The organism is Microbacterium sp. P2_F9 (assembly GCF_056403635.1).
This window is the reverse complement of record NZ_JBFUFC010000035.1, coordinates 1-25,274: the sequence shown is the minus strand read 5'-3', so window position 1 is coordinate 25,274 and position 25,274 is coordinate 1. Positions and strand designations below refer to the sequence as shown.

Annotated in this window: 22 protein-coding genes, 2 tRNA genes and 1 other RNA gene; 13 read left to right on the top strand and 12 right to left on the bottom strand. The window is 69.3% G+C overall.

Annotated elements, in window-relative coordinates; translation table 11 throughout:
• Positions 1-102 precede the first annotated feature (102 nt).
• Positions 103-390, bottom strand: coding sequence for a hypothetical protein (locus AC1DVT_RS05980; RefSeq protein ID WP_477387341.1), 288 nt, complete (start codon positions 388-390; stop codon positions 103-105).
• A 91-nt stretch (positions 391-481) separates the two neighbouring features.
• Here AC1DVT_RS05980 and AC1DVT_RS05975 point away from each other — a divergent pair.
• Positions 482-555 (top strand) — tRNA-Ile (locus tag AC1DVT_RS05975).
• A 122-nt stretch (positions 556-677) separates the two neighbouring features.
• Positions 678-1,181, top strand: a complete 504-nt coding sequence (locus AC1DVT_RS05970; protein ID WP_457098585.1) for a DUF3145 domain-containing protein — start codon at positions 678-680, stop codon at positions 1,179-1,181.
• Positions 1,182-1,383: 202 nt separating this feature from the next.
• Here AC1DVT_RS05970 and AC1DVT_RS05965 read toward each other — a convergent pair whose 3' ends face one another.
• The 6 genes from AC1DVT_RS05965 to aceE form a co-directional block, all read right to left on the bottom strand.
• The gene (locus tag AC1DVT_RS05965; protein WP_477387339.1) at positions 1,384-2,622 is read right to left on the bottom strand and encodes a beta-ketoacyl-[acyl-carrier-protein] synthase family protein; all 1,239 of its coding nucleotides are present in this window, start codon (positions 2,620-2,622) and stop codon (positions 1,384-1,386) included.
• Positions 2,623-2,679: 57 nt separating this feature from the next.
• A complete protein-coding gene (locus AC1DVT_RS05960; RefSeq protein WP_457098587.1) occupies positions 2,680-2,928 on the bottom strand; it encodes an acyl carrier protein in 249 nt (82 codons plus the stop codon).
• 75 nt (positions 2,929-3,003) lie between these two features.
• A complete protein-coding gene (locus tag AC1DVT_RS05955; RefSeq protein WP_457098588.1) occupies positions 3,004-4,005 on the bottom strand; it encodes a beta-ketoacyl-ACP synthase III in 1,002 nt (333 codons plus the stop codon).
• Positions 4,002-4,916 (bottom strand): ACP S-malonyltransferase, encoded by a 915-nt coding sequence (locus tag AC1DVT_RS05950; RefSeq protein WP_477387343.1) that lies wholly within the window; start codon positions 4,914-4,916, stop codon positions 4,002-4,004. The genes AC1DVT_RS05955 and AC1DVT_RS05950 overlap by 4 nt, the downstream gene beginning before the upstream one ends.
• An 85-nt stretch (positions 4,917-5,001) precedes the next feature.
• Positions 5,002-6,222 carry a PucR family transcriptional regulator gene (locus AC1DVT_RS05945; RefSeq protein ID WP_457098590.1) on the bottom strand — a complete coding sequence of 407 codons (1,221 nt, stop codon included), beginning with the start codon at positions 6,220-6,222 and terminating at the stop codon, positions 5,002-5,004.
• Positions 6,223-6,230: 8 nt separating this feature from the next.
• Positions 6,231-8,960: a pyruvate dehydrogenase (acetyl-transferring), homodimeric type gene (gene aceE / locus AC1DVT_RS05940; protein ID WP_477387337.1), complete on the bottom strand. Its 2,730-nt coding sequence runs from the start codon at positions 8,958-8,960 to the stop codon at positions 6,231-6,233.
• A gap of 164 nt (positions 8,961-9,124) precedes the next feature.
• On the opposite strand from aceE, the gene AC1DVT_RS05935 reads away from it, so the two are divergent.
• The 6 genes from AC1DVT_RS05935 to AC1DVT_RS05910 all read left to right on the top strand — a co-directional run bounded on the left by AC1DVT_RS05935 (position 9,125) and on the right by AC1DVT_RS05910 (position 13,096).
• Positions 9,125-9,197: transfer RNA gene (locus AC1DVT_RS05935), tRNA-Val, on the top strand.
• 1 nt (position 9,198) lies between these two features.
• Positions 9,199-9,930, top strand: coding sequence for a zinc ribbon domain-containing protein (locus AC1DVT_RS05930; protein WP_477387335.1), 732 nt, complete (start codon positions 9,199-9,201; stop codon positions 9,928-9,930).
• Positions 9,927-10,370 (top strand): reverse transcriptase-like protein, encoded by a 444-nt coding sequence (locus AC1DVT_RS05925; RefSeq protein WP_477387333.1) that lies wholly within the window; start codon positions 9,927-9,929, stop codon positions 10,368-10,370. The genes AC1DVT_RS05930 and AC1DVT_RS05925 overlap by 4 nt, the downstream gene beginning before the upstream one ends.
• Positions 10,354-12,084, top strand: a complete 1,731-nt coding sequence (locus tag AC1DVT_RS05920; protein ID WP_477387331.1) for a bifunctional 3'-5' exonuclease/DNA polymerase — start codon at positions 10,354-10,356, stop codon at positions 12,082-12,084. Before AC1DVT_RS05925 ends, AC1DVT_RS05920 begins: the two co-directional genes overlap by 17 nt.
• 45 nt (positions 12,085-12,129) lie before the next feature.
• Positions 12,130-12,492, top strand: an RNA gene (gene rnpB, locus AC1DVT_RS05915) — RNase P RNA component class A.
• Positions 12,493-12,550: 58 nt separating this feature from the next.
• Positions 12,551-13,096 (top strand): hypothetical protein, encoded by a 546-nt coding sequence (locus tag AC1DVT_RS05910; RefSeq protein ID WP_477387329.1) that lies wholly within the window; start codon positions 12,551-12,553, stop codon positions 13,094-13,096.
• 31 nt (positions 13,097-13,127) lie between these two features.
• On the opposite strand, the gene ppgK is transcribed toward AC1DVT_RS05910, so the two are convergent.
• Positions 13,128-13,892: a polyphosphate--glucose phosphotransferase gene (ppgK, locus tag AC1DVT_RS05905; RefSeq protein ID WP_477387327.1), complete on the bottom strand. Its 765-nt coding sequence runs from the start codon at positions 13,890-13,892 to the stop codon at positions 13,128-13,130.
• Positions 13,893-13,958: 66 nt separating this feature from the next.
• On the opposite strand from ppgK, the gene AC1DVT_RS05900 reads away from it, so the two are divergent.
• The 3 genes from AC1DVT_RS05900 to AC1DVT_RS05890 are packed head-to-tail and all read left to right on the top strand — an operon-like array spanning position 13,959 to position 18,570.
• Positions 13,959-14,189 carry an SPOR domain-containing protein gene (locus tag AC1DVT_RS05900; RefSeq protein ID WP_457098599.1) on the top strand — a complete coding sequence of 77 codons (231 nt, stop codon included), beginning with the start codon at positions 13,959-13,961 and terminating at the stop codon, positions 14,187-14,189.
• A gap of 29 nt (positions 14,190-14,218) precedes the next feature.
• The gene (gene glnA / locus AC1DVT_RS05895) at positions 14,219-15,556 is read left to right on the top strand and encodes a type I glutamate--ammonia ligase (RefSeq protein ID WP_457098600.1); all 1,338 of its coding nucleotides are present in this window, start codon (positions 14,219-14,221) and stop codon (positions 15,554-15,556) included.
• 11 nt (positions 15,557-15,567) lie between these two features.
• The gene (locus AC1DVT_RS05890; RefSeq protein ID WP_477387325.1) at positions 15,568-18,570 is read left to right on the top strand and encodes a bifunctional [glutamine synthetase] adenylyltransferase/[glutamine synthetase]-adenylyl-L-tyrosine phosphorylase; all 3,003 of its coding nucleotides are present in this window, start codon (positions 15,568-15,570) and stop codon (positions 18,568-18,570) included.
• Here AC1DVT_RS05890 and AC1DVT_RS05885 read toward each other — a convergent pair.
• Together AC1DVT_RS05885 and glnA (AC1DVT_RS05880) are read right to left on the bottom strand one after the other, a co-directional pair.
• Entirely contained in the window at positions 18,561-20,084 is a 1,524-nt protein-coding gene (locus AC1DVT_RS05885; protein WP_477387323.1) for a hypothetical protein, read from the bottom strand. The genes AC1DVT_RS05890 and AC1DVT_RS05885 overlap by 10 nt on opposite strands.
• A 73-nt stretch (positions 20,085-20,157) precedes the next feature.
• Entirely contained in the window at positions 20,158-21,582 is a 1,425-nt protein-coding gene (glnA, locus tag AC1DVT_RS05880; RefSeq protein ID WP_477387321.1) for a type I glutamate--ammonia ligase, read from the bottom strand.
• A gap of 132 nt (positions 21,583-21,714) precedes the next feature.
• Between glnA (AC1DVT_RS05880) and AC1DVT_RS05875 the strand changes: the two genes are divergently transcribed.
• On the top strand, positions 21,715-22,116 hold the full coding sequence (locus tag AC1DVT_RS05875; RefSeq protein WP_477387319.1) for an RDD family protein: 402 nt from the start codon (positions 21,715-21,717) through the stop codon (positions 22,114-22,116).
• Positions 22,117-22,128: 12 nt separating this feature from the next.
• Here AC1DVT_RS05875 and AC1DVT_RS05870 read toward each other — a convergent pair whose 3' ends face one another.
• On the bottom strand, positions 22,129-22,839 hold the full coding sequence (locus AC1DVT_RS05870; RefSeq protein WP_457098605.1) for a DUF4191 family protein: 711 nt from the start codon (positions 22,837-22,839) through the stop codon (positions 22,129-22,131).
• 120 nt (positions 22,840-22,959) lie between these two features.
• Here AC1DVT_RS05870 and AC1DVT_RS05865 point away from each other — a divergent pair, with 120 nt between their 5' ends.
• Positions 22,960-24,258 (top strand): hypothetical protein, encoded by a 1,299-nt coding sequence (locus AC1DVT_RS05865; RefSeq protein ID WP_477387317.1) that lies wholly within the window; start codon positions 22,960-22,962, stop codon positions 24,256-24,258.
• 9 nt (positions 24,259-24,267) lie between these two features.
• Here AC1DVT_RS05865 and sucB read toward each other — a convergent pair.
• On the bottom strand, positions 24,268-25,274 hold a 1,007-nt coding region (gene sucB, locus AC1DVT_RS05860), incomplete at its 5' end, for a 2-oxoglutarate dehydrogenase, E2 component, dihydrolipoamide succinyltransferase (protein ID WP_477387315.1).

Sequence of the window (25,274 nt, the reverse complement as noted above, 5' to 3'; positions counted from 1 at the left end):
CGAGATCGAGCGGGCCGAGGACGCCGCTGAGGCCGCCGCGGCAGCCGAGGCGAGCGAAACCGGCGGCGCGTCCACCGGGGATGTCACCGACGCCTGACGCGCTCAGTCCGCCCGGGGGATGTCGATGACGATGCGCCCGTCCGTGAGGCGGCTCTTGTCGCCCGGTGCCGGCGCGGGCGCCGGCACCTCCACCTGGGCCTGCCAGTCGGCATGCGCCTCTTCGGCGCTCGGACGCCAGACCGCGTCCATCCCGCCGCCCAATCCAGCCATGCCCCCGCCGCCCGCGAGCTGACGCCTGCGGTGGTCGCGCTTGATGGCCGGCGCGAAGGCGATCAGCACGACGACCGCGACCAGCGCGGCGACGAGGAGAGACCAGGCCCACACATCCACACCGATATTCTCGCATTCCGCTCGGCACAGCGCCTGCGAGGGTGAGGCCGACCACGTTGTAGGCTCGATTCGCGCCGTTTCGACAGTGCACGGGGCGGTGGCCAAGCTGGTCAAGGCAGCGGGCTCATAACCCGACGATCGTGGGTTCAAGTCCCACCCGCCCCACGGAATCACATCCTTGTGATTCGCCAGACCCTGGGCGATAATTGGCCCCAGCACAATCGAACACACGCCGGATCGCTCTGTCAGGTCGTTGGGGAAGACGCACCTGATGAAACGGAGAGACCATGGCGACACCACAGGCGCGTGGAGTGATCTACATTCACTCCGCGCCACGCGCGTTGTGCCCCCACCTGGAGTGGGCGGTCGGCCGCGCGCTGGGCCGCGCAGTGAACTTCGACTGGATCGACCAGCCGGTACTCTCCGGCAGTCGTCGCGCCGAGTTCTACTGGGAGGCCCCGGCCGGAACCGGCGCAGCTCTCGCCACCGCGATCCGCGGCTGGGAGCACCTCCGCTTCGAAGTGAGCGAAGACCCGACGCCGCGCAGCGACGGCGGCCGGTGGATGCACACCCCGGGTCTCGGCATCCATTACGCGCAGACCGACACCGCGGGCAACATCGTGGTCGGCGAGGATCGGGTGCGCTACGCCCTCGAGGTCGCCGCCGGTGACGCGTTCGAGCTCCAGCGCGAGCTCGAGGTCGCGCTCGGCTCGGCCTGGGACCAGGAGCTCGAGCCGTTCCGGCATGCAAGCGACGAGGCACCGGTCGTCTGGCTTCACAAGGTCGGCTGACCGGATGCCGCGGCCGCGGCATCCGATAACTCCATACTTGGGCGGCACGAGGCGCCATTACCGAATCTCGGAGAGTTAATTCCCGGGCGTCGGGACCGCGAATCGTCCGCCTGACACGACAGACGCCCCGGTCGGTCCCTGAGCTTGTCGAAGGGTCCCGGGGCGTCTTCGTGTGCGTCGACCGACTAGCGGCCGGTGGGTGTCAGATGGAGCGGAACGCGACGACGGCGTTGTGGCCGCCGAAGCCGAACGAGTTGCTGATCGCGAGCTGCGGGCCTGCGCCGAGCGGGATCGGCGACCCCGAGATGCGCAGCGGGATGTTCGGATCCTGCGTCGAGAGGTTGATCGTCGGGGCGGCCTGACGCTCCTTGAGCGCGAGGAGGGTGAAGATCGCCTCGAGGGCGCCGGTGCCACCGAGAAGGTGACCGGTCGAGGCCTTCGTGGCCGAGACCGGGATCTCGTGGATGCGGTCTCCGAACACCGAGCGCAGCGCCTTGTACTCGGCGATGTCACCGGTCGGCGTCGATGTCGCGTGCGCGTTGATGTGCGTGACATCCTCGGGCTTGGCATCGGCCTGCTCGAGCGCCTGACGCACGGCGCGGGACGCGCCGAGGCCCTCGGGCTCGGGAGCGGTGATGTGGTACGAATCGGCGGTGACGCCGCCGCCCACGATCTCGCCGTAGATCTTCGCCCCACGGGCCTTGGCGTGCTCCTCGGTCTCGAGCACGAGGCACGCGGCGCCCTCGCCCATGACGAAGCCGTCACGATCGATGCTGTACGGGCGCGAGGCCGTCTCGGGGGAGTCGTTGCGCTTGGAGAGGGCCTGCATCGCGGCGAACGCGGCGATGGCGAGCGGGTGGACGGTGGCCTCGCATCCGCCGGTGATCACGACATCGGCGCGGCCCATCTGGAGGGTCTCGAACGCGTTGACGAGCGACTCGGTGCTCGAGGCGCACGCGGACGCCACAGTCCGCGCGTACGCGCGGGCGTTAAGGTGCATCGAGATCGCCGCGGCCGGCGCATTCGGCATGAGCATGGGGATGCTCATCGGCATGATGCGACGAGGGCCCTTCTCCTTGAGGACGTCCCAGCCGTTCAGCGTCGTCTGCAGGCCGCCGATGCCGGTGGCGAAGTCGACGGCGAGCCGCAAGGGGTCGACGTCGGGGGCGCCGGCGTCCTCCCAGGCCTCCTTCGCCGCCACGAGGGCGAACTGGGCGGAAGGATCGAGGCGATTCGCCACCGGGCGCTCCAGCACGGTGTTCGGCTGAACGACGGCCTCCGCGGCGAAGTGGACCGGAAGCTGGTACTTCTCGACCCAGTCGTATTCGAGCGCGTGGGTGCCCGAAACGCCCTGCAGCAATGCCGACCAGGTCTCGGGGGCGGTCCCACCGATAGGGGTGGTCGCGCCGATGCCGGTCACGACGATGCGCGGTTTGCTCATGTGATGGAGTCCTTGAGTGTTGCCGGTGGGGGCTCAGCGCCCCCACCGGGACAGCTGTTACGCCTGGTTCGACGAGATGTAGGTGACGGCATCGCCGACGGTCTTGAGGTTCTTGACCTCGTCGTCGGGAATCGTGACGCCGAACTTCTCCTCGGCGTTGACGACGATCGTCATCATCGAGATCGAGTCGATGTCGAGGTCGTCCGTGAAGGACTTCTCGAGCGCTACCTCGTCTGCCGAGATGCCCGTCTCATCGGTGACGAGCTCGGCGAGTCCTGCGAGGACCTCGTCGGTGCTGAATGCCATGGTTTTCTCCTGTTCTTCGGGGTTTTCACGCCCGGGGGCGGGCCGTGTTCAAGTTTAGGGTTGCGCCGTGCGGCGTCAGGGAAGAACGACGACCTGCGCGCCGAACACCAGTCCGGCGCCGAAGCCGATCTGCAGGGCGAGTCCGCCGCTCAGCTCCGGGTGCTCTTCGAGCAGGCGGTGCGCCGCGAGCGGGATCGATGCCGCCGAGGTGTTCCCGGTGGTCTCGATGTCGCGAGCGATGAGCACCGTCTCGGGAAGGTGCAGCTGCTTGGCGAATTCGTCGATGATCCGCATGTTCGCCTGGTGCGGAATGAAGGCGGCGAGATCGGATGCCTCGACTCCGGCGGCCTCGAGCGCCTGTCGGGCGACCTTGACCATCTCCCACACCGCCCAGCGGAACACCGTCGGTCCTTCTTGTCGAAGGGTCGGCCACGGCGCCTCACCGTCGCGGAACTGCGTCAGCGTCGCATCCATCCCGACGGCGTCGGCCTTCGATCCGTCCGAGCCCCACACGGTGGGGCCGATGCCGACGGTGTCGCTCGGACCGATCACGACGGCGCCGGCGCCATCGCCGAGAAGGAACGAGATGCTCCGGTCGGTCGGGTCGACGATGTCGCTGAGCTTCTCCGCGCCGATGACGACGGCGTAGTGGGCCGCGCCACCGCGGATCAGCGCATCCGCCTGTGCGACGCCATAGGCGAAGCCGGCGCAGGCGGCGTTCAGGTCGTACGCGGCCGCGGGGTTCGCGCCCACTCGGTCGGCGACGATGGCGGCGACCGACGGGGACTGCTTCGGGTTGCTGATCGTGGCGACCAGCACCGCATCGATGAGGGCAGGGTCGACGCCGGAGCGTGCGATCGCCTCGGCTGCGGCATCCGTCGCGAGCTCGATCGCGGTCGTCTCCTTGTTCGCGCGCACACGCGTGATGATTCCGGTGCGCTTGCGGATCCACTCGTCGCTGGAGTCGATCGGGCCCACCAGGTCGTCGTTGGGGACGTAGTTCTCGCCGCGGGCGGCGCCGTACGAGTAGATCCGGGTGTGCGCGGGCCCCGTGGGCTGCACGAGCGCGGGAGTCATGCTGTTCCTCCGGTCATAAGTGCCCCGGCGGCGACGAGGTCGTCCGGGGTCTTGACGGCGACCGCAGGCACACCGCGCAGGGCGCGCTTTGCGAGACCGACGAGTGTTCCGGCAGGGGCGAGTTCGATGATGCCGCTGACGCCTGCTTCGGCGAACGCGGCCATGCACAGGTCCCAGCGCACCGGCGAGGCGACCTGCTCAACGAGCAGATCGCGGTAGGCGGCTCCGCTGCCGACCGTGGAGCCGTCGCGGTTGGTCCAGATCCGCCGCGCCGGGTCGTGGGGCTCGACCGCAGCGGCCGCCTGCCGCAGCGTCTCGACCGCCGGGGCCATGAAGTCGGTGTGGAAGGCGCCCGCCACCGCGAGCGGGATGACGCGCGTGCCGGGCGACGGCTCGGCCGCCAGCGCCTGCAGCGCGCCGAGCGCTCCGGCTGCGACGAGCTGACCGCCGCCGTTGTAGTTCGCGGGGGTGAGTCCGAGCTCCTCGAGACGAGCGACCACGGTGGCCTGGTCGCCGCCGATCACGGCACTCATGCCGGACTCCTGCGCGCCGGCCGCCTCGGCCATCGCGCGGCCGCGGAGACCGACGAGGCGCAGGGCGTCCTCTTCGGAGAGGATGCCGGAGGCTGCGGCGGCGGCGAACTCGCCAACCGAGTGCCCGGCGACCCCGACGATGCTCTCGCGGTCCTCGAGCGCGTTCCAGGAGAGCAGGCTGGCCGCCACGATGAGCGGCTGGGCGACCTGGGTATCACGGATGCGGTCGGCGTCCCACTCGGTGCCGGCGGCGACGAGGTCGACTCCGGCCCAGTCCGAGTACTGCTGCAGTCGCTGCGCGGCGCCCTCGCGTTCGAGCCACGGTGCGAGGAACCCGGGGGACTGAGAGCCCTGCCCGGGGAACACAGCGATGATCACCATTCCATCCTCCCAATGATCTGAGAGCGTCCTCTGGCGATGAGCGCACAGAAATCGCGCAATCCTTTGTGTGAGTCGGACACATTCATCCGTTTCCGCGGCGTCCGGCGGACGGCCGGCGCCGGGTTGACTCGGTGCCGATCGAGCCGAGGATGAGCGCGGTCTGCAAAATGAGGGCCTCGCGGGGGCCGGTCGCATCCCACCCGATCACCTCGGAGACGCGCTTGAGGCGGTATCGCACGGTGTTCGGATGCACGAAGAGCTCACGTGCGGTCGCCTCGAGCGAACGCCCGTTGTCGAGGTAGCTCCACAGCGTCGCGACGAGGTCTGCGCTATGCGCCTGCAGGGGCCGGTAGATGCGCTCGACGAGGGTCTGCTTCGCGAGGGGATCGCCGGCCAATGCGCGCTCCGGGAGCAGATCGTCGGCCTCCACCGGTCGGGGGGCGTTGCGCCACCCCTTCGCCACCGCGAATCCGGCCAGCGCGGCGCGGGCGCTCTGGCTCGCCTCGACGAGTGCAGGCACGGGCGGGCCGAGCACGAGGTGGCCGCTGCCGAATCCGGGCTCGAGGCGCTTCGCGATCTCGGGGAAGGGGAGCTCGGAGGGCAACTCTTCGCTGCGGGCGAGAAGTTCGGCACGGCCGATCACGAGGACGAGCCGCGAGCCCTGGACGCCGATCAGCACGTCGACGCCGAGCTTGCGCGCCGTGCGGCGCAGCTGATCGACGTCGAACTGCGGTGGCGTCGTGCCGACGAGCACCGACACCTCGCCGTGACCGTGCCAGCCGAGCGCCGCGATCCGGCTCGGGAGTTCTTCGTCGGCTTCTCCGGTGAGGATCGAGTCCACCACGAGCGCTTCCAGCCGGGCATCCCAGAGGCCGCGCGTCTCGGCGGCGCGCGCATACACATCGGCGGCCGCAAAGGCGACTTCCCGCGAATACAGCAGGATCGCCTCGCGGACGTGCTCGCCCTTGCTCGCCACCCGCTCCTCGGTCACTTCGACCGTCGCGCGGATCAGCTGGAGCGTCTGCTGCAGGCTGACGCTGCGCAGCAGTTCACGCGGGGCAGCGGCGAAGATGTCGGCGGCGATCCACGGTGTCGACTTGGGGTCGTCGTACCACTGGATGAACGCGGCGATGCCGGCCTGCGCCACGAGCCCGACGGCCGAGCGTCGCGCGGGCGGCATGTCGGAATACCACGGGAGCGTGTCGTCGAGGCGCTTGATCGTCGCCGTCGCGAGGTCTCCCGAGATCCGTCGCAGCCATGCGAGAGTCTCGGATTTGTCCATCGGAGTGGAGGTGACCGGCATCCTCCGCGTCAGCTCTCGCCGCCCGCGTTTCCGCTGGTGCCGGCGGACACGTCGTGTAGGCGGTAGCGGTCGATCGCCTGTGCCGCGAGTCCTCGGTCGACGACGCCGTCCTCGGCCAGGGCCTGGAGCGTCCGGACGACGACGGAGGGACCATCGATCTTGAAGAAGCGACGCGCGGCCGCCCGGGTGTCCGAGAAGCCGAAGCCCTCGGCGCCGAGCGTCGCGAACCGGTTCGGCACCCACGGGCGGATCTGGTCCTGCACGGCGTGCATGAAGTCGCTCACGGCGACGACCGGGCCCGCGGCATCCCGAAGCTTCTCGGTGATGTAGGCGGTGCGCGGCTCTTCCTGCGGGTGCAGGAAGTTGTGCTCGTCGACGGCGAGGCCGTCGCGGCGCAGCTCGGTCCACGAGGTCACCGACCACACATCGGCCTGCACACCCCAGTCGTCGCGCAGCAGCTTCTGCGCCTCGAGCGCCCACAGCACGCCGACGCCGGACGCCAGGAGCTGGGCACGCGGGCCGTCGCCCTCCGGAGCGGAGATGCGGTGGATGCCGCGCACGATGCCCTCGACGTCGACACCCTCGGGCTCGGCGGGCATCACGAGCGGCTCGTTGTAGACCGTGATGTAGTACATGACGTTCGGATCGGGGTGGTTGCCGCCGTACATGCGGTCCAGGCCCGACCGGACGATGTGCGCGATCTCGTAGCCGTAAGCGGGGTCGTACGAGACCGTCGCGGGGTTCGTCGATGCGAGCAGGTGCGAGTGGCCGTCGGCATGCTGCAGGCCCTCACCGGTCAGCGTGGTGCGTCCGGCGGTCGCGCCCACGATGAAGCCGCGCGCCATCTGGTCGCCAGCGGCCCACTGGGCGTCGCCGGTGCGCTGGAAGCCGAACATCGAATAGAACACGTAGACCGGGATGAGCGGCTCGCCGTGCGTCGAGTAGGCCGTGCCGGCTGCGGTGAACGCCGCGACGGCACCGGCCTCGTTGATGCCGACGTGGATGATCTGACCCTGCGGGCTCTCCTTATAGGCGAGGAGCAGCTCGCGGTCGACCGACGTGTAGTTCTGGCCGTTGGGGTTGTAGATCTTGGCCGTCGGGAAGTACGCGTCCATGCCGAACGTGCGCGCCTCGTCCGGGATGATCGGCACGATGCGGTGGCCGAAGTCCTTGGCCCGCAGCAGATCCTTCAGCAGCCGGACGAACGCCATCGTCGTGGCGATCTCCTGGGTGCCGGACCCCTTCTTCGGGAGGGCGTACGCCTCATCGCCGGGGAGCGTGATCGGCACGTGGTGCGAGCGACGCTCCGGGAGGAACCCGCCGAGGGCACGGCGGCGCTCCACCATGTACTGGATCGTCTCGTCTTCCATGCCGGGGTGGTAGTAGGGCGGGGCGTAGGGGTTCGCCTCGAGCTGCGCGTCGCTGACCGGCACGCGCATGGAGTCGCGGAAGTGCTTGAGGTCGTCGAGCGTCATCTTCTTCATCTGGTGGGTCGCGTTGCGGCCCTCGAAGTGATGACCGAGGCCGTATCCCTTGATGGTCTTGGCGAGGATGACCGTGGGCTGGCCCTTGTGCTCCGCGGCATTCTTGTAGGCGGCGTACACCTTCTGGTAGTCCAGGCCGCCACGGCGCAGGTCGCCCCAGATCTGGTCGTCCGTGTAGTCCTTGACCAAGTTCGCGGTGCGCTCRTCGCGGGCGAAGAAGTGATCGCGGATGTATTTGCCRTCCTCCGCGCGGAACGTCTGGAAGTCGCCGTCCGGGGTGGTGTTCATCAGGTGCACGAGTGCGCCGTCGGTGTCCCTGGCGAGGAGCTCGTCCCAGCCACGACCCCAGACGACCTTGATGACATTCCAGCCGGCGCCGCGGAAGAAGCTCTCCAGCTCCTGGATGATCTTGCCGTTTCCGCGGACCGGGCCGTCGAGGCGCTGCAGGTTGCAGTTGACGATGAACGTGAGGTTGTCGAGGCCTTCGTTCGCGGCGACCTGCAGCTGGCCGCGGCTCTCCACCTCGTCCATCTCGCCGTCGCCGAGGAAGGCCCAGACGTGCGAGTCGGACACGTCCTTGATTCCGCGGTTCGTCAGGTACTTGTTCGACATCGCCTGGTAGATGGCGTTGATCGGGCCGAGCCCCATCGAGACGGTGGGGAACTGCCAGTACTCCGGCAGAAGCCGGGGGTGCGGGTAGGACGGGATGCCGAGCGGTGCCTTGGACTTCTCCTGGCGGAAGCCGTCGAGCTGGTCGCTGCTCAGGCGTCCCTCGAGGTAGGAGCGGGCGTAGATTCCGGGGGAGGCGTGGCCCTGGACGAAGATCTGGTCGCCGCCCGACGGGTCGTCGAGGCCGCGGAAGAAGTGGTTGAAGCCGACTTCGTACAGCGACGCGGATGACGCGTACGTCGAGATGTGGCCGCCGACCCCGATCCCGGGGCGCTGCGCACGGTGCACCGTGATCGCGGCGTTCCACCGGATCCAGCGGCGGTAGCGGCGCTCGATCTCCTCGTCACCGGGGAATTCCGGCTCGTTCTCCGGCGCGATGGTGTTGATGTAGTCCGTGGTCGGAACCTGGGGGACATTCAGCTGCAGCTCGTGGGAGGTCTGCAGCAGGCTCAGCATGATCTCGCGCCCGCGCCCGGACCCCTTTGCCTGAACGAGCTGCTGGAGGGACTCCTGCCACTCCGCGGTCTCGTCAGGGTCGCTGTCGAGTGGGCCCTGAGAATACGGATCCTGATCGTTGACAGTCACGGGGGACCTTTCGTCATCTGGCAGATCGTGCCAGGCATTCGGCTGCATGGTGTGGTCGGCTTTGTTCGCCATCAACAACACACCGCGCATAAGCCTACCCATGTCGGCGCACACGGGCCGGTGCCTCCGACCAGCCGGTCCCGCCTCGTAGACTGGGCGGGCCAGGGCCTCTAGCTCAGCTGGCAGAGCGCCACGTTTACACCGTGGATGTCGTCGGTTCGATCCCGGCGGGGCCCACGTGAACGCAACCCCCGCCGACCAGCGTCGCCTCCTCGAGGTCGCCGAGCTCGATGCCCGCATCCGCACCGCGGATGCGGCGCGCCGCAACCCGCCCCAGGCGGCGCGGGTGAACGAGCTCCTCGCTCGCCRGCAGCAGCTGTCGCCAGAGCTCTCCACCCGCCTGGGCGCCAGGGACGATCTCCGCCGCGAGCTGGCGCGCATCGAATCGGACGTCGCGATGGTCGATGCTCGCCGCACCAGAGACGCCGAGCGGCTGGCCACGTCGAGCAACACGAAGGAAGTGCAGGGGCTCGAGAGCGAGCTCGCCTCTCTCGCACGCCGCAAGAGCGACCTGGAGGATGCCGAGCTCGATCTCATGGACCGGCTCGAGCAGGCCGACGCCGCCGTGGCTGAGCAGGAGGCGCTCATCGCGGAGAACAACGACGAGGGTGCGCGGCTCAGCGCCGAGGGCAAGCGGGTTGTCGCGGAGGCCACTGCCGCCCACGACCAGGCTGCGCGCGATCGCGCCGCGGTGTCGGCGACCCTCCCGCCCGCGCTCCTCGCGCTGTACGACCGCGCGGCGGTCCGCAGCTCCGGAGCGGCCCTGCTGCGCCGCGGCACCTGCGAGGGCTGCAACATGGTGCTCGCCGGCACCGATCTGCAGGCGATCCGCCAGGCGGCGGACGATGCGATCCTCAACTGCCCGGAGTGCGGGTCGATCCTGGTCCGCACGGAGGAATCCGGCCTGTGAGCCGACGTTTCATCGTCGAGGCCGATGGCGGCTCTCGAGGAAACCCCGGCATCGCCGCGGGCGGCGCGGTGGTGCTCGACGAGGGCAGTGGCGAGCTCCTCGTCGAGGTCGGCACCTTCATGGTCATCGCCACGAACAACGTCGCCGAGTACAGCGGTCTGATCGCGGGGCTGGAAGCCGCCTTCGCGCGCGACCCCGAGGCATCCGTCCGCGTGCGCATGGATTCGAAGCTCGTGGTCGAGCAGCTGTCCGGCCGCTGGAAGATCAAGCACGCGGATATGCAGGTGCTCGCCCGCCGCGCGCAGGGCGTCATCGCGGACCGCGAAGTCACGCTCGAGTGGATCCCGCGACTGGAGAACGCGCGCGCCGACGCGGCCGCGAACGAATCGATGGATCGGCGCGAGAGCTTCCTGCGGGAGCACGATGGCGGAACGGCCTGAGCCCGCGACATGGATCGCCCTCGGCCGCGCGGGCGGCGACCTCCTCGCCGCTGAGCTGGATGCCGACGGCGCCGAAAGGACGCGCACGCGAATTGCAGGGGCCGATCTCATCGCCTGGGTCGCGTCGCGCGAGGCAGGAAACGCCGCGCGATGGGTCTGGAACGACACGCCGAGCTGGTACCCCGACCTGCTCGCAGGAGGTGTGCGGGTCGAGCGCTGCCACGACCTGCGGCTCTGCCACGCGATCCTGAGGGATTCCGCGCTCGTCGGCGCCGCGGAGTTGCTGCGGAATGCGACGGAGTGGGATGCCGTGACCTCGGCGCTCCCGGCGCGTGCGCCCGCATTGTTCGAACTGGACGACACATCGCTGCCCGACGGACCCCCGGTGGACCTGGACCGCGCGCTCCTCGAATTCGCGCGGCAGCGCGAAGCTCTGGCGTCCGCGGTAGAGCCGGTGCGGCTGCGGCTGCTGCTGGCGGCGGAATCCGCCGGAGCCCTCGTGGCCGAGGAGCTCCGCGCCGCCGGGCTGCCCTGGGATATCGCCGAGCACGATCGGCTGCTCGCCGACGTCCTCGGTGAGCGCCCCGATCCGGGCCGCCTGCCCGCCAAGCTCGAAACGTCGGCGCAGCGCGTCCGCGAGGCCCTGGGGGATCCCACGGCGAGCCTGGACTCCCAGCCGAAGCTGCTGCGTTCGCTGCACCGCGTCGGGATCCTGGTCGACTCGACCAGCCGATGGGAGCTCGCCGAGCAGACCCACCCGGTGATCGAGCCGCTGCTCGAGTACAAGAAACTGTCCCGCCTGCTCTCGGCGAACGGGTGGAACTGGCTCGACGAGTGGATCGATCGGGGCAGGTTCCGACCCGTCTACGTGCCGGCGGGGGTCATCACCGGCCGCTGGGCCTCGTCCGGCGGGGGTGCGCTGCAGCTGCCCCGGCAGCTGCGCACCGCGGTCCGCTCCGATCCGGGCTGGCGCCTCGTGGTCGCCGACGTGGCACAGCTCGAGCCGCGCGTGCTCGCCGCCATGGCGCGCGACGAGGCGCTCGCCGCGGCCGCGCGCGGCCGCGATCTGTACACCGGCATCGTGGACACCGGGGCGGTAGCCACCCGCGCCGAGGCGAAGATCGCGATGCTCGGCGCCATGTACGGGTCGACGACAGGCGACAGCGGGCGCCTCGTGCCGCGGCTCCGCCGCACCTTCCCGCGCGCGATGGCGATGGTCGACGACGCAGCCCGGATCGGCGAGGCGGGCGGGATCGTCACGACCTGGCTCGGGCGCAGCTCCCCGCGCCCCGATCTGCTCTGGCACGCCGCGCAGGCGCACGCGAGCGAGCCAGGCGCCTCGGGCGCCGATGAAGCGCGAGCCCGCCGGCGGGCGGGGGATCGCGGCCGGTTCACCCGCAACTTCATCGTCCAGGGCACGGCGGCGGAATGGGCGCTGGCATGGCTCGCCGACCTGCGCCTTCGGCTGGCGGCACTTCCGCCTGTTTCGCAGACGGATGCCGCGCCCCAGTCCGGCCTAGCGTTCGAGCGGTCGCCGCACCTGGCGTTCTTCCTCCACGACGAGATCATCGTGCACACGCCCGCCGCGTTCGCCGAACAGGTGGCCGCCGAGGTGCGCGCCTCCGCGGCATCCGCCGGTCGCCTGCTGTTCGGCGACTTCCCGATCGACTTCCCGCTCGATCTGCGCATCGCGGAGTCGGCCGACAAGGTCTGACGCGCACCGCATCGTCAGGTGCGGCGGCTAGACTCGGCCCGCGAATGGGTCGGCTGGACGGCCGCGTGGCGGGGTTTCCCGCACCGAGGAACGTCCGGGCTCCATAGGGCAGGGCGGTGGGTAACACCCACCCGGAGTGATCCGCGAGACAGTGCCACAGAGAACAGACCGCCGCATCTTCGGGTGCGGTAAGGGTGAAACGGCGGTGTAAGAGACCACCGGGGTCGCGGCGACGCGACTCGCAAGGTAAACCTCGCCCGGAGCAAGGCCAGACAGGGGATGATGACGCGGCCCGCCGAGTCCCCGGGTAGGCCGCTGGAGCGGCACGGCAACGTGTCGCCGAGATAGATGACCGTCGAAGGGGCTTTCGCCCCGGAACAGAACCCGGCGTACAGGCCGGCCCATTCGCTTATCTCCACGTGACCTGCCAGTTGGCCTCGAGTCGGTCGCCCTGAGTAGGTTGTCGATGATGAATCGCACAGCCAAGATCACGACCGGGGTAACCGTGGCCATTGTCGCCGTGGGGCTTGTCGCCCTCGCCGCTCCCATCGTCGTCCCGTTCCTGCCTGACCGCGTGCAGGTCGCGCTGGCCGGCACCGTCGAGCCGATAGATACCGTCCCCGGTACCGTGGACGACCTGTTCCGCGCGAACGGCCTCGGCGAGCACGAGGTGCTCGACTCCCACGTTTCGCACGCCGACGTCGAAGCGCTCTACGTCGCCTCCGCGAAGATCTGGCCGTGGACCCTCCCGACCGGCTTCATGTTCCCCGGCCGCCGCGGGGTCGCTGACACCCCCGGTCCCCATAACCGGGCGATGGGCCTGCAGGCCGCGTTCTCGAAATGGGCGATCGCGTCGCTCGACGAGGTGCGCTCCGGCGACCTCGGCGCTGCCGCCGGGGCGGACCGACTCAACGAGGTCGAGGCCGCGTACCGCGTCCTGTTCGACGCGGGCGTGCTCGGCGACAGCCACTTCATCGAGAACGCCGTCGACCCGCTGCGGACCGGCGACTAGGTGGTTCCCGCCGAGCAGCAGCTCGGTGTGGTCAGCCGAGCGCGAGGGCGGCAGCCCCGATGATGCCCGCGTTGTTGCGATGCACCGCGGGAACGATCGGAGTCCGCAGGTCAAGCAGCGGCAGGAACTGGTCGGCGTGCTTGGACACGCCGCCGCCCACGATGAACAGGTCGGGGCTGAACAGGAACTCGACGTGGCTGTAATACCACTGCAGACGTGCCGCCCACTCCTCCCAGCTCAGGTTCTCGCGTTCCATCGCCGAGTACGCGGCGAACGCCTCCGAGTCGGTCTCGGCACCGGCGCGCTGCAGGTGACCGAGCTCGGTGTTCGGCACCAGCACGCCGTTGTAGAGCATCGCGGAGCCGATGCCGGTGCCCAGCGTGGTCAGGATCGTGAGCCCGTCGCGTCCGGCCGCCGCGCCGTACCGCAGTTCGGCGACACCGGCCACGTCGGCGTCGTTCGCGAAGTGGATGTCGCGTCCGAGCCCCTTCGCGAAGAACTTCTCGGCTTTGAACCCGATCCAGTCCTTCGAGACGTTGGCCGCGGAGAGCGTGCGACCGCCCTTGACGATCGCGGGGAACGCGACCCCGAGCGGGACGTCGTGGTCGTCTGCGACGCCGAGCGCCTCCAGAACGGTGCGAACGGCCTCCAGGACGTCGCTCGGCTGCGCGCCGACGGGAGTCGGAACCTTGACCCGGTCGCTGGCGAGCACGCCGCCGACCAGGTCCACGATGCCGGCTTTGATGCCCGTGCCGCCGATGTCCACTCCGACTGCACGTTTCGCCTTGGAAGCCATGCCCTCAGCCTATCCAGCGGCACGCGGCCGGTCGGTAGGATCGAACGAGGATCGAAGGGGGCAGCAGTGTCGAGCGACAGCGAGAAGTACTGGTACAACCTGACGACGGGCAAGGTCGAGTTCGGATTCGTATCWCCGGCGGTCGATCGAGCGGGCCCGTTCGAGACGGCCGAGGAGGCTGCGAATGCTCCCTCGATCCTTCGCGAGCGCTCGCGGGCATGGGCGGAAGCCGATGCACGCGAGGATGACTGGGGGAGTTCCCCGCGCCCGGACGACGACGTCGACGGCGAAGACTGACCAGGCCGACTGGGCCCGGAGAGGATGCGATGGACAAGCAGCGTGACTTCGTACTGCGAACGATCGAGGAGCGGGGGGTCAAGTTCATCCGGCTCTGGTTCACCGACGTCGTCGGAACGCTGAAGTCTGTCGCGATCGCGCCGGCCGAGGTCGAGGGGGCTTTCAGCGAAGGCCTCGGCTTCGACGGGTCGGCGATCGAAGGACTCACCCGGTCGTACGAGTCCGATCTGCTGGCCCACCCCGACCCGACGACGTTCCAGATCCTGCCCTGGCGGGGCGAGATCGACCCGACGGCGCGGATGTTCTGCGACATCACCACCCCGGACGAGCAGCCGGCGGTGGCGGACCCGCGGCACGTGCTCAAGCGCGCCCTCGCCAAGGCCGCCGACTCCGGGTTCACCTTCTACACGCACCCCGAGATCGAGTTCTATCTCCTCAAGTCGTCGTCGTTCGGCGCGGACGGTCCTGAGCCGGTGGATTCCGCCGGCTACTTCGACAACGTGCCAGGCGGCACCGCCCACGACTTCCGCAGGCGCTCGGTGCGCATGCTCGAGGATCTCGGCATCTCGGTCGAGTTCAGCCACCACGAGGGTGGTCCCGGCCAGAACGAGATCGACCTGCGCTACGCAGACGCCCTCGCGACCGCCGACAACATCATGACGTTCCGCACCGTCATCAAGGAGGTGGCGATCGAGCAGGGCGTCTATGCGACCTTCATGCCGAAGCCGCTGAGCGGCAAGCCCGGCAGCGGCATGCACACGCACATGTCGCTGTTCGAGGGCGACATGAACGCGTTCTACGAGGAGGGCGCGCAGTACCAGCTCTCCAAGGTCGGCCGTCAGTTCATCGCCGGACTGCTGCGGCACGCGAACGAGATCTCCGCGGTCACCAATCAATTCGTGAACTCGTACAAGCGGCTCTGGGGCGGCGACGAAGCCCCGAGCTTCATCACGTGGGGTCACAACAACCGGTCGGCGCTGGTGCGCGTACCGCTCTACAAGCCCAGCAAGGGCCAGAGCTCGCGCGTCGAGTATCGCGCGCTCGACTCGGCTGCCAACCCGTACCTCGCCTACGCGCTCATGCTCGCGGCCGGACTCAAGGGCATCGAGGAGGGCTACGACCTTCCGCCCGAGGCCGAGGACAACGTCTGGTCGCTCACTGATTCGGAGCGGCGCGCGCTCGGCTACGCGCCGCTGCCCGCGAGTCTCGACCACGCCCTCGAGTACATGGAGGAGTCGGAGCTCGTCGCCGAGACGCTGGGGGAGCAGGTCTTCAACTACGTCCTGCTCAACAAGCGCAAGGAGTGGCAGGAGTATCGCACGCAGGTGACGCCCTTCGAGCTGAAGAGCAATCTCGAGATGCTCTGACCGGGCGCCCCATGGTGTCCTCGAACGAGCGCACGTCCGCCCTGACCGGGCTCGCCCGGATCGGCTTCAGCCAACTGGCGGATGCCGAGTCCGGCCTGGGCGAGCTCCAGGAGGCACTCGGGCTGCCTCGGGAGGCGTTCACGTCGGAGGCGGCCTCCGCAGCAGACCCGGATGCTGCCTTGACCGCCCTCGTCAGGATCGTGCGGCGGGACCCCGCTCCCGTCCGAGCTCTGCAGCGCGACCCGCAGGGGTGGCACGCCCTCTGGGCGCTGCTCGGGGCGTCGACGGGATTCGCAGACTTCTACCTGCGCCACCCGGATGAACTCGCGCATCTCGAAGGCGCCGGCCGCGCCCTTCCCACCGCGGAAGAACTGCGTGTCGGCCTCTTGGACTCGGTCGGAGCCGTAGACGGCTTCGCAAAGGAGGCCGGCGAAGCGGCGTGGGTCGCGCTGCGCACCCGCTACCGACGCCTGCTCGCGCGCATCGCCGCCTACGATCTGCTGAGCGCGGACCCGGTCGAGGAGGTCCCCGCGGTGGCGGCGATGCTCGCGGATGCCGCGGGCGCGGCCCTCGAGGCATCGCTGAGCGTGGCACGCACCCGCGTCAGCGGGGGAGCGGGCGGCGCGCTGTTCCCGCGGGAGCAGGTCGCACGGACCCAGCTCGCGGTGATCGGGATGGGCAAGACCGGTGCTCGCGAACTCAACTACGTGAGCGACGTCGATGTCATCTTCGTCGCGGGCGGCGACCCGCAGCTCATCGATGAGATCGGCGAGAGCCGCGTCGTCGACATCGCGACCCGGCTCGCCGTGCAGCTGATGCGGGGAATCTCGTCCGTGGAGATCGAGCCGCCGCTCTGGGAGGTCGATGCCAACCTCCGACCGGAGGGCAAGCAGGGCGCGCTCGTGCGAACTCTCGCGTCGCACCTGTCGTATTACGACCGCTGGGCCAAGAGCTGGGAGTTCCAGGCGCTGCTGAAGGCCCGCCCGATCGCCGGAGACCTGGAGCTCGGCGAGGCGTACGTGGCCGCGGTCCAGCCCAAGATCTGGACGAGCGCGGCGCGGGAGAACTTCGTCGACAGCGTGCAGCGCATGCGCGAGCGGGTCACCGAGCACATTCCCGCCGGCGAGGTCGCCTACCAGATCAAGCTCGGCCCCGGCGGCATCCGTGACATCGAGTTCACCGTGCAGCTCCTTCAACTCGTCCACGGGCTGACAGATGACCAGATCCGCCAGCGTGGCACCCTCTCAGCGCTGGACGCCCTCGTCGCGGAAGGCTACATCGGCCGACCCGAGGCCGCCGCGTTCGCCCGCCACTACCGTTCCCTGAGGCTCCTCGAGCATCGGATGCAGCTGCGAAATCTGCGACGCACCCACCTGATGCCCTCCCGACCGGAGGAGCTGAGGACCCTTGCCCGCAGCACCCGGCTGGCCGACACCGGCGAGGCGCTGTGGGAGGTCTGGGAGTCCATCAAGCGCGAGGTCCGCGACATCCATGTCCGCCTCTTCTATCGGCCGCTCCTCTCGGCGGTCGCGGCGCTGCCTGCCGAGGAGCGCGCGCTCTCGCCCGGGCAGGCGCATGATCGGCTCGCCGCGATCGGGTTCGCCGACCCGGCTGGCGCCCTGCGCCACATCGCGTCGCTCACGAGCGGCCTGAGCCGAAAGGCGGCCATCCAGCGCCACCTGATGCCGGTCATGATCCGCTGGTTCGCGGACGGCGTCGACCCGGACTACGGGCTGCTTGCTTTCCGGCGCATCAGCGAGCGACTGGGCAGCACTCCGTGGTTCCTGCGGATGCTGCGGGACTCATCAGCGGGCGCGGAGAGTTTGACCCGCGTGCTGTCGGGGTCTCGCTACGTCGGCGAGCTCATGGAGTGGACCCCCGAGTCGGCCGCGTGGCTCGACGATGACGAGCTGCTGACACCGCGCTCCGGGCACGCGCTCCAGGAGGAGGCACGTGCCATCCAGACGCGCCATGCCACGATCGCGGACGCGATGCGCTCCGTGCGGGCGCTGCGGCGACGCGAACTCCTCCGCACCGCGATGGCCGCGCTGCTGGGCACGGTCAGCATCGAGCAGGTGGCGGAGTCGCTCACCACGATCACAGATGTCACGATCCAGGCGACGCTTCGGGCCGTACGCCGCGAGGTGGTGCCGCCGGAAGATGCCGCCCTGGACTTCGCGGTCATCGCGATGGGCCGATTCGGCGGTCGGGAACTCGGCTTCGGCTCCGACGCCGATGTCCTCTACGTCTATCGGGCCAATGGCATCGAGCCGCAGCACGCCAACGAACTCGCCAACAAGATCGTGGCTGGCCTGCGCAAGCACTCCGAGGATCACCGCGTCCCGCTCGATCTTGACGCCGACCTGCGACCGGAGGGACGCAACGGCCCGATCGTGCGATCCCTCGACTCGTACGCGGAGTACTACGGCCGCTGGTCGCTGTCCTGGGAGGCGCAAGCGCTGCTGCGGGCGCGGGGTGTCGCGGGCAGCGTCAAGCTCCTTCGGGCGTTCACCGAGCTCGCCGACCGGGTGCGGTATCCGGCGGCAGCAGACCCGCAGGGCGTGCGCGAGATCAAGCGCATCAAGGCCCGCGTCGAGAACGAGCGCCTTCCGCAGGGAGCGGACCCCGCGCGCCACCTGAAGCTCGGACCGGGCTCGCTCAGCGACGTCGAGTGGCTCGTGCAGCTGCTGCAGCTGCAGCACGCGCATGCCGTTCCCGCCATGCGCACGACCTCGACGATGACCGCGCTGCGTGCTGCGCAGGACGCCGGCCTCATTCCCGAGTCGGCCGGTGCTCGACTGGCGGCTGCGTGGCGCCTGGCCAGCCGGCTCAGATCCGCCAATACCCTTCTGTCGGGGCAGACCAGCGACATCCTTCCCACCGACCGCCGCCGGCTCGATGGGATCGGCCGGCTCCTCGAGTACCCGCCGCGCTCGGCATCGCAGGTCGAGGAGGACTATCTCGGCGCGACGCGGCGGGCCCGCCGCGTGTTCGAGAAGCTCTTCTACGGGTGACTGTCGTCCCCCGCCGCAGACCACAGCGTGCGGACCAGTGCCTCCGGATCCGCCGCGAGGATGATGACCGAAAGCCATTCCCGGTCACCGTCGAGCACCTCGACCGAAGGATGCCGGTCGAGGTGCTCCTCGAACCGACCTCTGACGGGGTGGTGGGCGCCTTCCTCGTCGAAGACGAGCATGAACGACGAGCCCTCGCGCTGGACCGACGGCGGCGGCCACGTCAGGAGTTCCTCGGACGGCGGCTCTGACGGCTCATCGTCCGCGGCTGCGGCCACCGGAACGAGCTGAGGATGCTGTCCCGATACCCATGCGCGCATATCGTCGGACAGGCGCGGCCAGCGCGCCGTGAGATCGTCGAGCGCCTCTCGGGCAACGGGGTGGTCGCGGTATCGGATCAGAAGGTTCACGATGGCGCTGCCCCGGGGTGGCGATTGCGACATCCCGTGCCGAAGCCGGAGCAGCATGGCGAGGTGGGAGGCCGCATCAGGGAGGTCCTCCTCAGTGCCGCACTCACCCATGACAGTCTCGGCCATCTGCCGCAGCGGCGCGGAGTTCGACTCCAGAAACCGGCGCCACACCGGCCGTGCGTCGCCTGGCCAGTGGCGCGCGAGCAGGGCGAGGCCCGCCGCCCGAGTGTTCGCGTCGTCCGAGGAGATCGCGGCCTCAGAGGTGGCGCGCACCCGTGCCGTCGGCGCCGCGTTGCCGAGCGCACGCAGCGCGGTGAGCGCTGCGTCGCCGCCGCGATCGGCCAGGTTGCACAGTGCGGCGGCGACGACGACATCCAGGTGAGCAGGCAGCAGCGCAGTCAGCGCCGCGGCGCGCTCGGCGACGACGCCGCGGCGATCAAGCGCCGCCGCAATGCTCTCTGCCGGCACGTCGATCACGAGGCCGCCCAGGCGCGCCAGCTGCACGCGTTCGGCTGCGGCACCCACCAGCTTTTCGGCGACGCGATCGTCGCTGGAGATGGCCTCGTCGATCAGTCGCACCTCGGCGCCCGGTGTGTTGAAGGCGACGCACCGCACAGCTAACCACCACGCCGCGGCATCCGTGTCTCGAGTCGCCTGTGCCGTCCCCGCAGCGGCGAGACATCGGTCGAGGAGCGTCGGTCCAGCCAGACGCTCGACTCGGCGCCGATAGGGTCCCGTGTTGCCGTGGACGGCCCAGTCGTGGACGACACTGCGTAGCGCCCCGTCGGTGATCTCCGTGACGATGTCCGTCAACTGCAGGTCGGCGACCGCGATGCCCGCCTGATCCAGGATGTTCAGCGGGCGAAGGACGGCAGCGTCTCCGGGTTGGAATGTGGAGGCTATCCGCAGCAGTCGCGCGTCAGGGTGGACGGTCAGCTCCGTCCCCAGGCGCTCGGCCAGCACCTCACAGGCCCGCGCTGCCTGGCCCGGATCGTCGAGGCCGAGGGAGAAGCGCCGCGGGGTGTTGGCGCCGATCTCGCGGAGCGCCGCCGGCAGGGCGGACTGCCGACCCGCCGGCCGGTCCGGTCTGTGGAACGGCCACATGCGGCCATGCTATCGACCGCGGTGAACGAAAGAAGGGCCCCGGTCGCCCGGGGCCCTTCTCCAGCGCGACGTATTACACGCCGAAGTACAGCTCGTATTCGAACGGGTGCGGGCGGGCCGCGATCGGCTTGATCTCGTTCTCGATCTTGTACTCGATCCACGTCTCGATGAGCTCGGGCGTGAAGACGCCGCCTTCGAGGAGGAAGGCGTGGTCGGCCGCGAGGGCGTCGAGCGAGTCGAGCAGCGAGTTCGGAACCTGCGGGATGTTCTTCGCCTCCTCGGGGGGAAGCTCGTACAGGTCCTTGTCGACCGGCTCGTGCGGCTCGATGCGGTTCTTGATGCCGTCGAGACCGGCCATGAGCTGCGCCGCGAATGCGAGGTACGGGTTGCCCGAGGCATCCGGCGCGCGGAACTYGAGGCGCTTCGCCTTGGGGTTCGAGCCCGTGATCGGGATGCGGATGGCTGCCGAGCGGTTTCCGGCCGAGTAGACCAGGTTCACCGGCGCCTCATACCCCTTGACCAGGCGCTTGTACGAGTTGATCGTCGGGTTGGTGAACGCGAGCACCGCGGGAGCGTGCGCCAGCAGGCCGCCGATGTACCAGCGGGCGACGTCCGAGAGGCCGCCGTAGCCCTTCTCGTCGTAGAAGAGGGGCTTGCCGTCGAGCCACAGCGACTGGTGCACGTGCATGCCGGAGCCGTTGTCGCCGAACAGCGGCTTGGGCATGAAGGTCGCGACCTTGCCCCACTGCTCGGCAGTGTTCTTGACGATGTACTTGAACTTCAGGATGTCGTCGGCCGCGTGCAGCATCGTGTCGAAGCGGTAGTTGATCTCCTGCTGACCGCCCGTGCCCACCTCGTGGTGCGAGCGCTCGAGGATGAAGCCCGCCTCGATGAGGTTGAGCGTGATGTCGTCGCGGAGATCGGCCGTCTTGTCGACGGGGCTGACCGGGAAGTAGCCGCCCTTGAAGGGGGTCTTGTTCGCCAGGTTGCCGCCTTCTTCGACGCGACCGCTGTTCCAGGCGCCTTCTTCGKAGTCGACGAAGTAGAAGCTCGAGTTCTGCTTCACTTCGAAACGCACGTCGTCGAAGATGTAGAACTCCGCCTCGGGAGCGAAGAACGCAGTGTCGGCGATGCCGGTCGACGCGAGGTACTTCTCGGCCTTCTTGGCGACCTGACGCGGGTCCTTGTGGTAGATCTCGCCGTTGCGCGGGTTGTAGATGTCGAAGATCATGACGAGCGTCTTCGCCTCGCGGAACTGATCCAGGTACGCGGTCGACACGTCGGGGATGAGCTGCATGTCCGACTCGTGGATGTTCGCAAAGCCTCGGATCGAGGAGCCGTCGAACAGCTGGCCGACGGTGAAGAACTCCTCATCGACGGTCGAGGCGGGAATGTTGAAGTGCTGCTGAACACCAGGAAGATCCGTGAAGCGGATGTCGAGGAACTTGACGTCCTCGTCCTTGATGAACTTCAGCACCTCGGATGAATCTTTGAACATTAAGGCTCCAGAGGTAGGGCTTCGGGCAGTGCCGCCCGCCGTGGCGGTCTTGATGACCGTACCGAAAGGGCGTGTCCCGACAGTATCTCCCATGTTTCCGGGATGTTACTTGTGCGCGGATAGGCTGGTGCGGTGCCCGGAACCCAGCCAGAAAACGACTATGCGGGGCAGCGCCTCGGCCTCGCGCCCGCGGGTTCGGGCAGCATCGCGCAGCTCGGCCGCCGCGCCGCGGCGCTGGCGATCGACTGGGCCTGCGCCGTCCTGATCTCGATCGCGTTCTTCGACTACGATCCGCTCGCGACGACTGTCGTGTTCGCCATCGTGCAGATCCTCTTCATCCCCACGCTGGGCGGCAGCCCGGGACACCGGATCATGCGCCTGCGCGTCATCCGTCTCGGCGGCGGCTGGACCGGTCTGTGGCGGCCGATCGTGCGCACCGCACTGCTCGTGCTCGTGATCCCCGCCGTCATCTGGGACGCCGACAACCGTGGGCTGCACGACAAGGCCGCGGGCACGGTGCTGATCCGCGCCTGACCGGCCTGCGGGTCAGCGGGGTCGCGGCGCGCGTGCCTTCGTGGGATCGATGCCCTTGGGGATCGGCAGCGACGCCAGCGACTGCGACACGGAGTCGACCCGCTTGATGACCGCCGACTGGGTCGTCTTGTCGATCTTCTTCGGCAGCGCCTTGATGGTCGGGGCGAGCTTCGCGATCGTCACGTCGCCCTCGCCATGACCGATGTAGATGACCGTCACGGGCACGCCGGAGGCAACCCGCTGCACCTTCGAGCGCTCGTCGTTCACGAGGCGCGTCAAGCGCCCGCGGGCGCCTTCCGCGACGATCACGACCCCGCCTCGACCGACGACGCGGTACACGGCGTCCTGGGTCTTCGGGTTGACGCCCACCGGAGTGTCGTTCGCGGACCAGTTGCGCCCGAGCGAAGTCGAAAGGATGTGACCGGCTGCGCCGGGCATCCCGTCGATCTGCTTGTACATCGCCGAGGTCGACAGCCGGGTCATCGTCATGAGGGAGATGAGGATGCCGAGCATGACGCCGGTGATTCCCCAGATCGTGACGCTCCACCACGCGACGGGCGGGATCAGCAGACCCACGGCAACGCCGGCACCGATGCTGAGCACCAGGATTCCCGCGAGCAGCCAGGGGAGCCAGCGGTACGCCTTCTGCGTGTACGTGTAAAGGGTGCGCAGCTGACGGAAGAAGTTCGGTCGCTTCTCGGGTGCGTTGGTGCGGGCGGACATGCCTCCAGGATACCTTTCGGGCGGCTCCGCCCGTTCCTCCCCAGTGAGCGGGATCGCGGTTCCGTGCGCGGATGAGAAACCAGGGCGGTGCGCGGACTGCTCGCTTGCGACACTCGGCGGGTGCCAATCGAATCCTCCCTCGCGAGCTCCTACCGGATCCTCCGCTCCGTGGCGGCGCCCGCCGACTCGCCGTGGCCCGGCGTCCTCGCGAGTGCACCCGGCGCCGGCAGCGTCCTCCTCGTCGACGCGGAGCTGCTCCCTGACGAGTGGCCGGGTTGGAGGGCGGCCCGCGATGGACACGTGCTCGGTCCGGCGGACATCGTCCGACGTGCGGACGGTCACGACGTAGCGCTGCCGGTCTGCACGGAGCGGCTCAGCGATTTCCTCATGCGGCGCGCGGCGACCCCGCTCAGCGCCGGTGAACGGCTCACGCTCGCGGTGAGCGTCGCGCGCGGCGCGCACGAGCTCGCCGCCGGAGGCGCGGATGCCGATTGCCCTGCGACGTGGTGGCTCACCGAGGGCGGTCAGCCCATGCTCGCTGCGCACGAAGGTGGGGAGTCGGCCGTACGCGGGTCGTCTGGCGTCCTCAGCGCCCTCCTCGATGGGGCGGGGAGGATGGCGGAGCCGATCGAGGAGCTCATCGCCGCCCTGACCGATCCTGCGCTTCTCGCCCACACGCTGCCGCGCATCGAGGAGCGGCTGTTCGGCTTGGCCGATCCCGAGCCGCTCGCCACGGCCGTCCTCGCGCCGCGCAGGGTTCGCGACCTCGACGGCCGCACACAAGATCTCCGTCCGGCGACGCCCGGCCACACTGAGCGCACGGGGCTCGGGCAGACCCTCGCACGGCACATCGATGCGGACTTCGCCGACCTGCTTTCCCGCGTGACCACCGGACTGTGGCGCCGCGTGCAGTCTGCGCCGACGGGGCGGAGCAGACGACCGATCATCGTCTCGCTGTGCATCGCCGCTGCCGTGCTCGCGGCGGGGCTGATGTGGCCGGCGGGTGGCGAAGGACCGGCCACCGCCGAGGTGCCGGCCCATGCAGCGACGGATGCCGCCACCCTTGGCGCGACGGATGCCGCGACCCTTGGCGCGACGGAGACCCCGATCACGACGGCGCCTGCGCCGCTAGATCTTGCGGCCGTCACGTCCGACCTGCTCGCGGAGCGCATCGCGTGCGCCGGAGACGACGCCTGCCTCGCGGGCATTCTGGAGGATCCGTCTGCGGTCAGCGCTGCAGGGGCGATCGACCTCCCGACCGATCAGCGCACAGTGACGCTGCTGGACGACTTCGGCGGGGCCGCCGTGCTGCGCGTCGAACCGGTCACCGCGGGTCCGGTCGCGCAGCTCGTCCTGGTGATCCGCACAGATGGAAAATGGCTGCTCCGCGATGTGCACGACATCGCGGAGCAGCCATAGTCAGTTCGGTCAGATGCCGAGATCGGCCTCGAACTGCGCGGCCTCGAGACGGGCCTTGACCGCACCGAGGAAGCGTGCCGCGTCGGCGCCGTCGATGATGCGGTGATCGTACGAGAGCGCGAGGTACACGTAGGAGCGCACCGAGATCGCATCCTTGCCATCGACCTGCACGACACCCGGCTTCTTGACCACGGCGCCGAGGCCGAGGATCGCCGACTGCGGCAGGAACACGATCGGGGTATCGAACAGCGCGCCGCGCGAGCCGGTGTTGGTCAGGGTGAACGTTCCGCCGGCCAGCTCATCGGGCTTCAGCTTGTTGTCCCGGGTGCGCGCAGCGAGATCGGCGATCTCGCGGGCGAACTGCGCGAGATTCTTGCCCCCAGCATCTTTCACAACCGGCGTGAGCAGGCCGCGCTCGGTGTCGACGGCGATCGAGATGTTCTCGCTCGCCGGGTAGACGATGTCGCTGCCGTCGACGGTGGCGTTGACGATCGGGAAGGCCTGGAGAGCCTCGACCGCCGCCACCGCGAAGAACGGCAGGAACGACAGCTTGTCGCCCGTCTTCGACTGGAAATCAGCCTTGACCTTGTCGCGGTACGAGGACAGCTTGGTCACATCGACCTCGACGACAGTCGTGAGCTGCGCGGTCGCCTGCATCGAGGCCACGGCGCGCTCCGCGATGACCTTTCGCAGTCGCGACATGGGCTGGGTGGTCCCGCGCAGCGGCGAGATCTCCACCGGCGCCGGTGCGGCGGGAGCGGGCGCCGCCTCGGCAGGGGCCGGAGCAGCGGCGGCTGCCGCCGCCTGCAGGACGTCTTCCTTGCGRATGCGGCCACCGACGCCGGTGCCGCTGACGGTGCTCAGGTCGACACCCTGCTGCTGCGCGAGGCGGCGCACCAGCGGAGTGACGTAAGAGACCGAGTCCGCGTCGTCGCCCAGTCCATGGGCGGACGGACCAGAGGCAGCGGGCGCTGCCGGCGCAGCCGGAGCGGCGGGGGCGGGTGCCGGGGCAGCAG

What these genes read in the sequence shown, in the direction of transcription:
- AC1DVT_RS05965 (WP_477387339.1), bottom strand. Translation starts at nt 2,622, where the DNA reads ATGAGCAAACCGCGCATCGTCGTGACCGGCATCGGCGCGACCACCCCT.
- AC1DVT_RS05885 (WP_477387323.1), bottom strand. Translation starts at nt 20,084, where the DNA reads ATGTGGCCGTTCCACAGACCGGACCGGCCGGCGGGTCGGCAGTCCGCC.
- AC1DVT_RS05960 (WP_457098587.1), bottom strand. Translation starts at nt 2,928, where the DNA reads ATGGCATTCAGCACCGACGAGGTCCTCGCAGGACTCGCCGAGCTCGTC.
- AC1DVT_RS05970 (WP_457098585.1), top strand. Translation starts at nt 678, where the DNA reads ATGGCGACACCACAGGCGCGTGGAGTGATCTACATTCACTCCGCGCCA.
- AC1DVT_RS05955 (WP_457098588.1), bottom strand. Translation starts at nt 4,005, where the DNA reads ATGACTCCCGCGCTCGTGCAGCCCACGGGGCCCGCGCACACCCGGATC.
- AC1DVT_RS05870 (WP_457098605.1), bottom strand. Translation starts at nt 22,839, where the DNA reads ATGTCCGCCCGCACCAACGCACCCGAGAAGCGACCGAACTTCTTCCGT.
- AC1DVT_RS05920 (WP_477387331.1), top strand. Translation starts at nt 10,354, where the DNA reads ATGGCGGAACGGCCTGAGCCCGCGACATGGATCGCCCTCGGCCGCGCG.
- glnA (WP_457098600.1), top strand. Translation starts at nt 14,219, where the DNA reads ATGGACAAGCAGCGTGACTTCGTACTGCGAACGATCGAGGAGCGGGGG.
- AC1DVT_RS05890 (WP_477387325.1), top strand. Translation starts at nt 15,568, where the DNA reads ATGGTGTCCTCGAACGAGCGCACGTCCGCCCTGACCGGGCTCGCCCGG.
- AC1DVT_RS05945 (WP_457098590.1), bottom strand. Translation starts at nt 6,222, where the DNA reads ATGCCGGTCACCTCCACTCCGATGGACAAATCCGAGACTCTCGCATGG.
- ppgK (WP_477387327.1), bottom strand. Translation starts at nt 13,892, where the DNA reads ATGGCTTCCAAGGCGAAACGTGCAGTCGGAGTGGACATCGGCGGCACG.
- AC1DVT_RS05910 (WP_477387329.1), top strand. Translation starts at nt 12,551, where the DNA reads ATGATGAATCGCACAGCCAAGATCACGACCGGGGTAACCGTGGCCATT.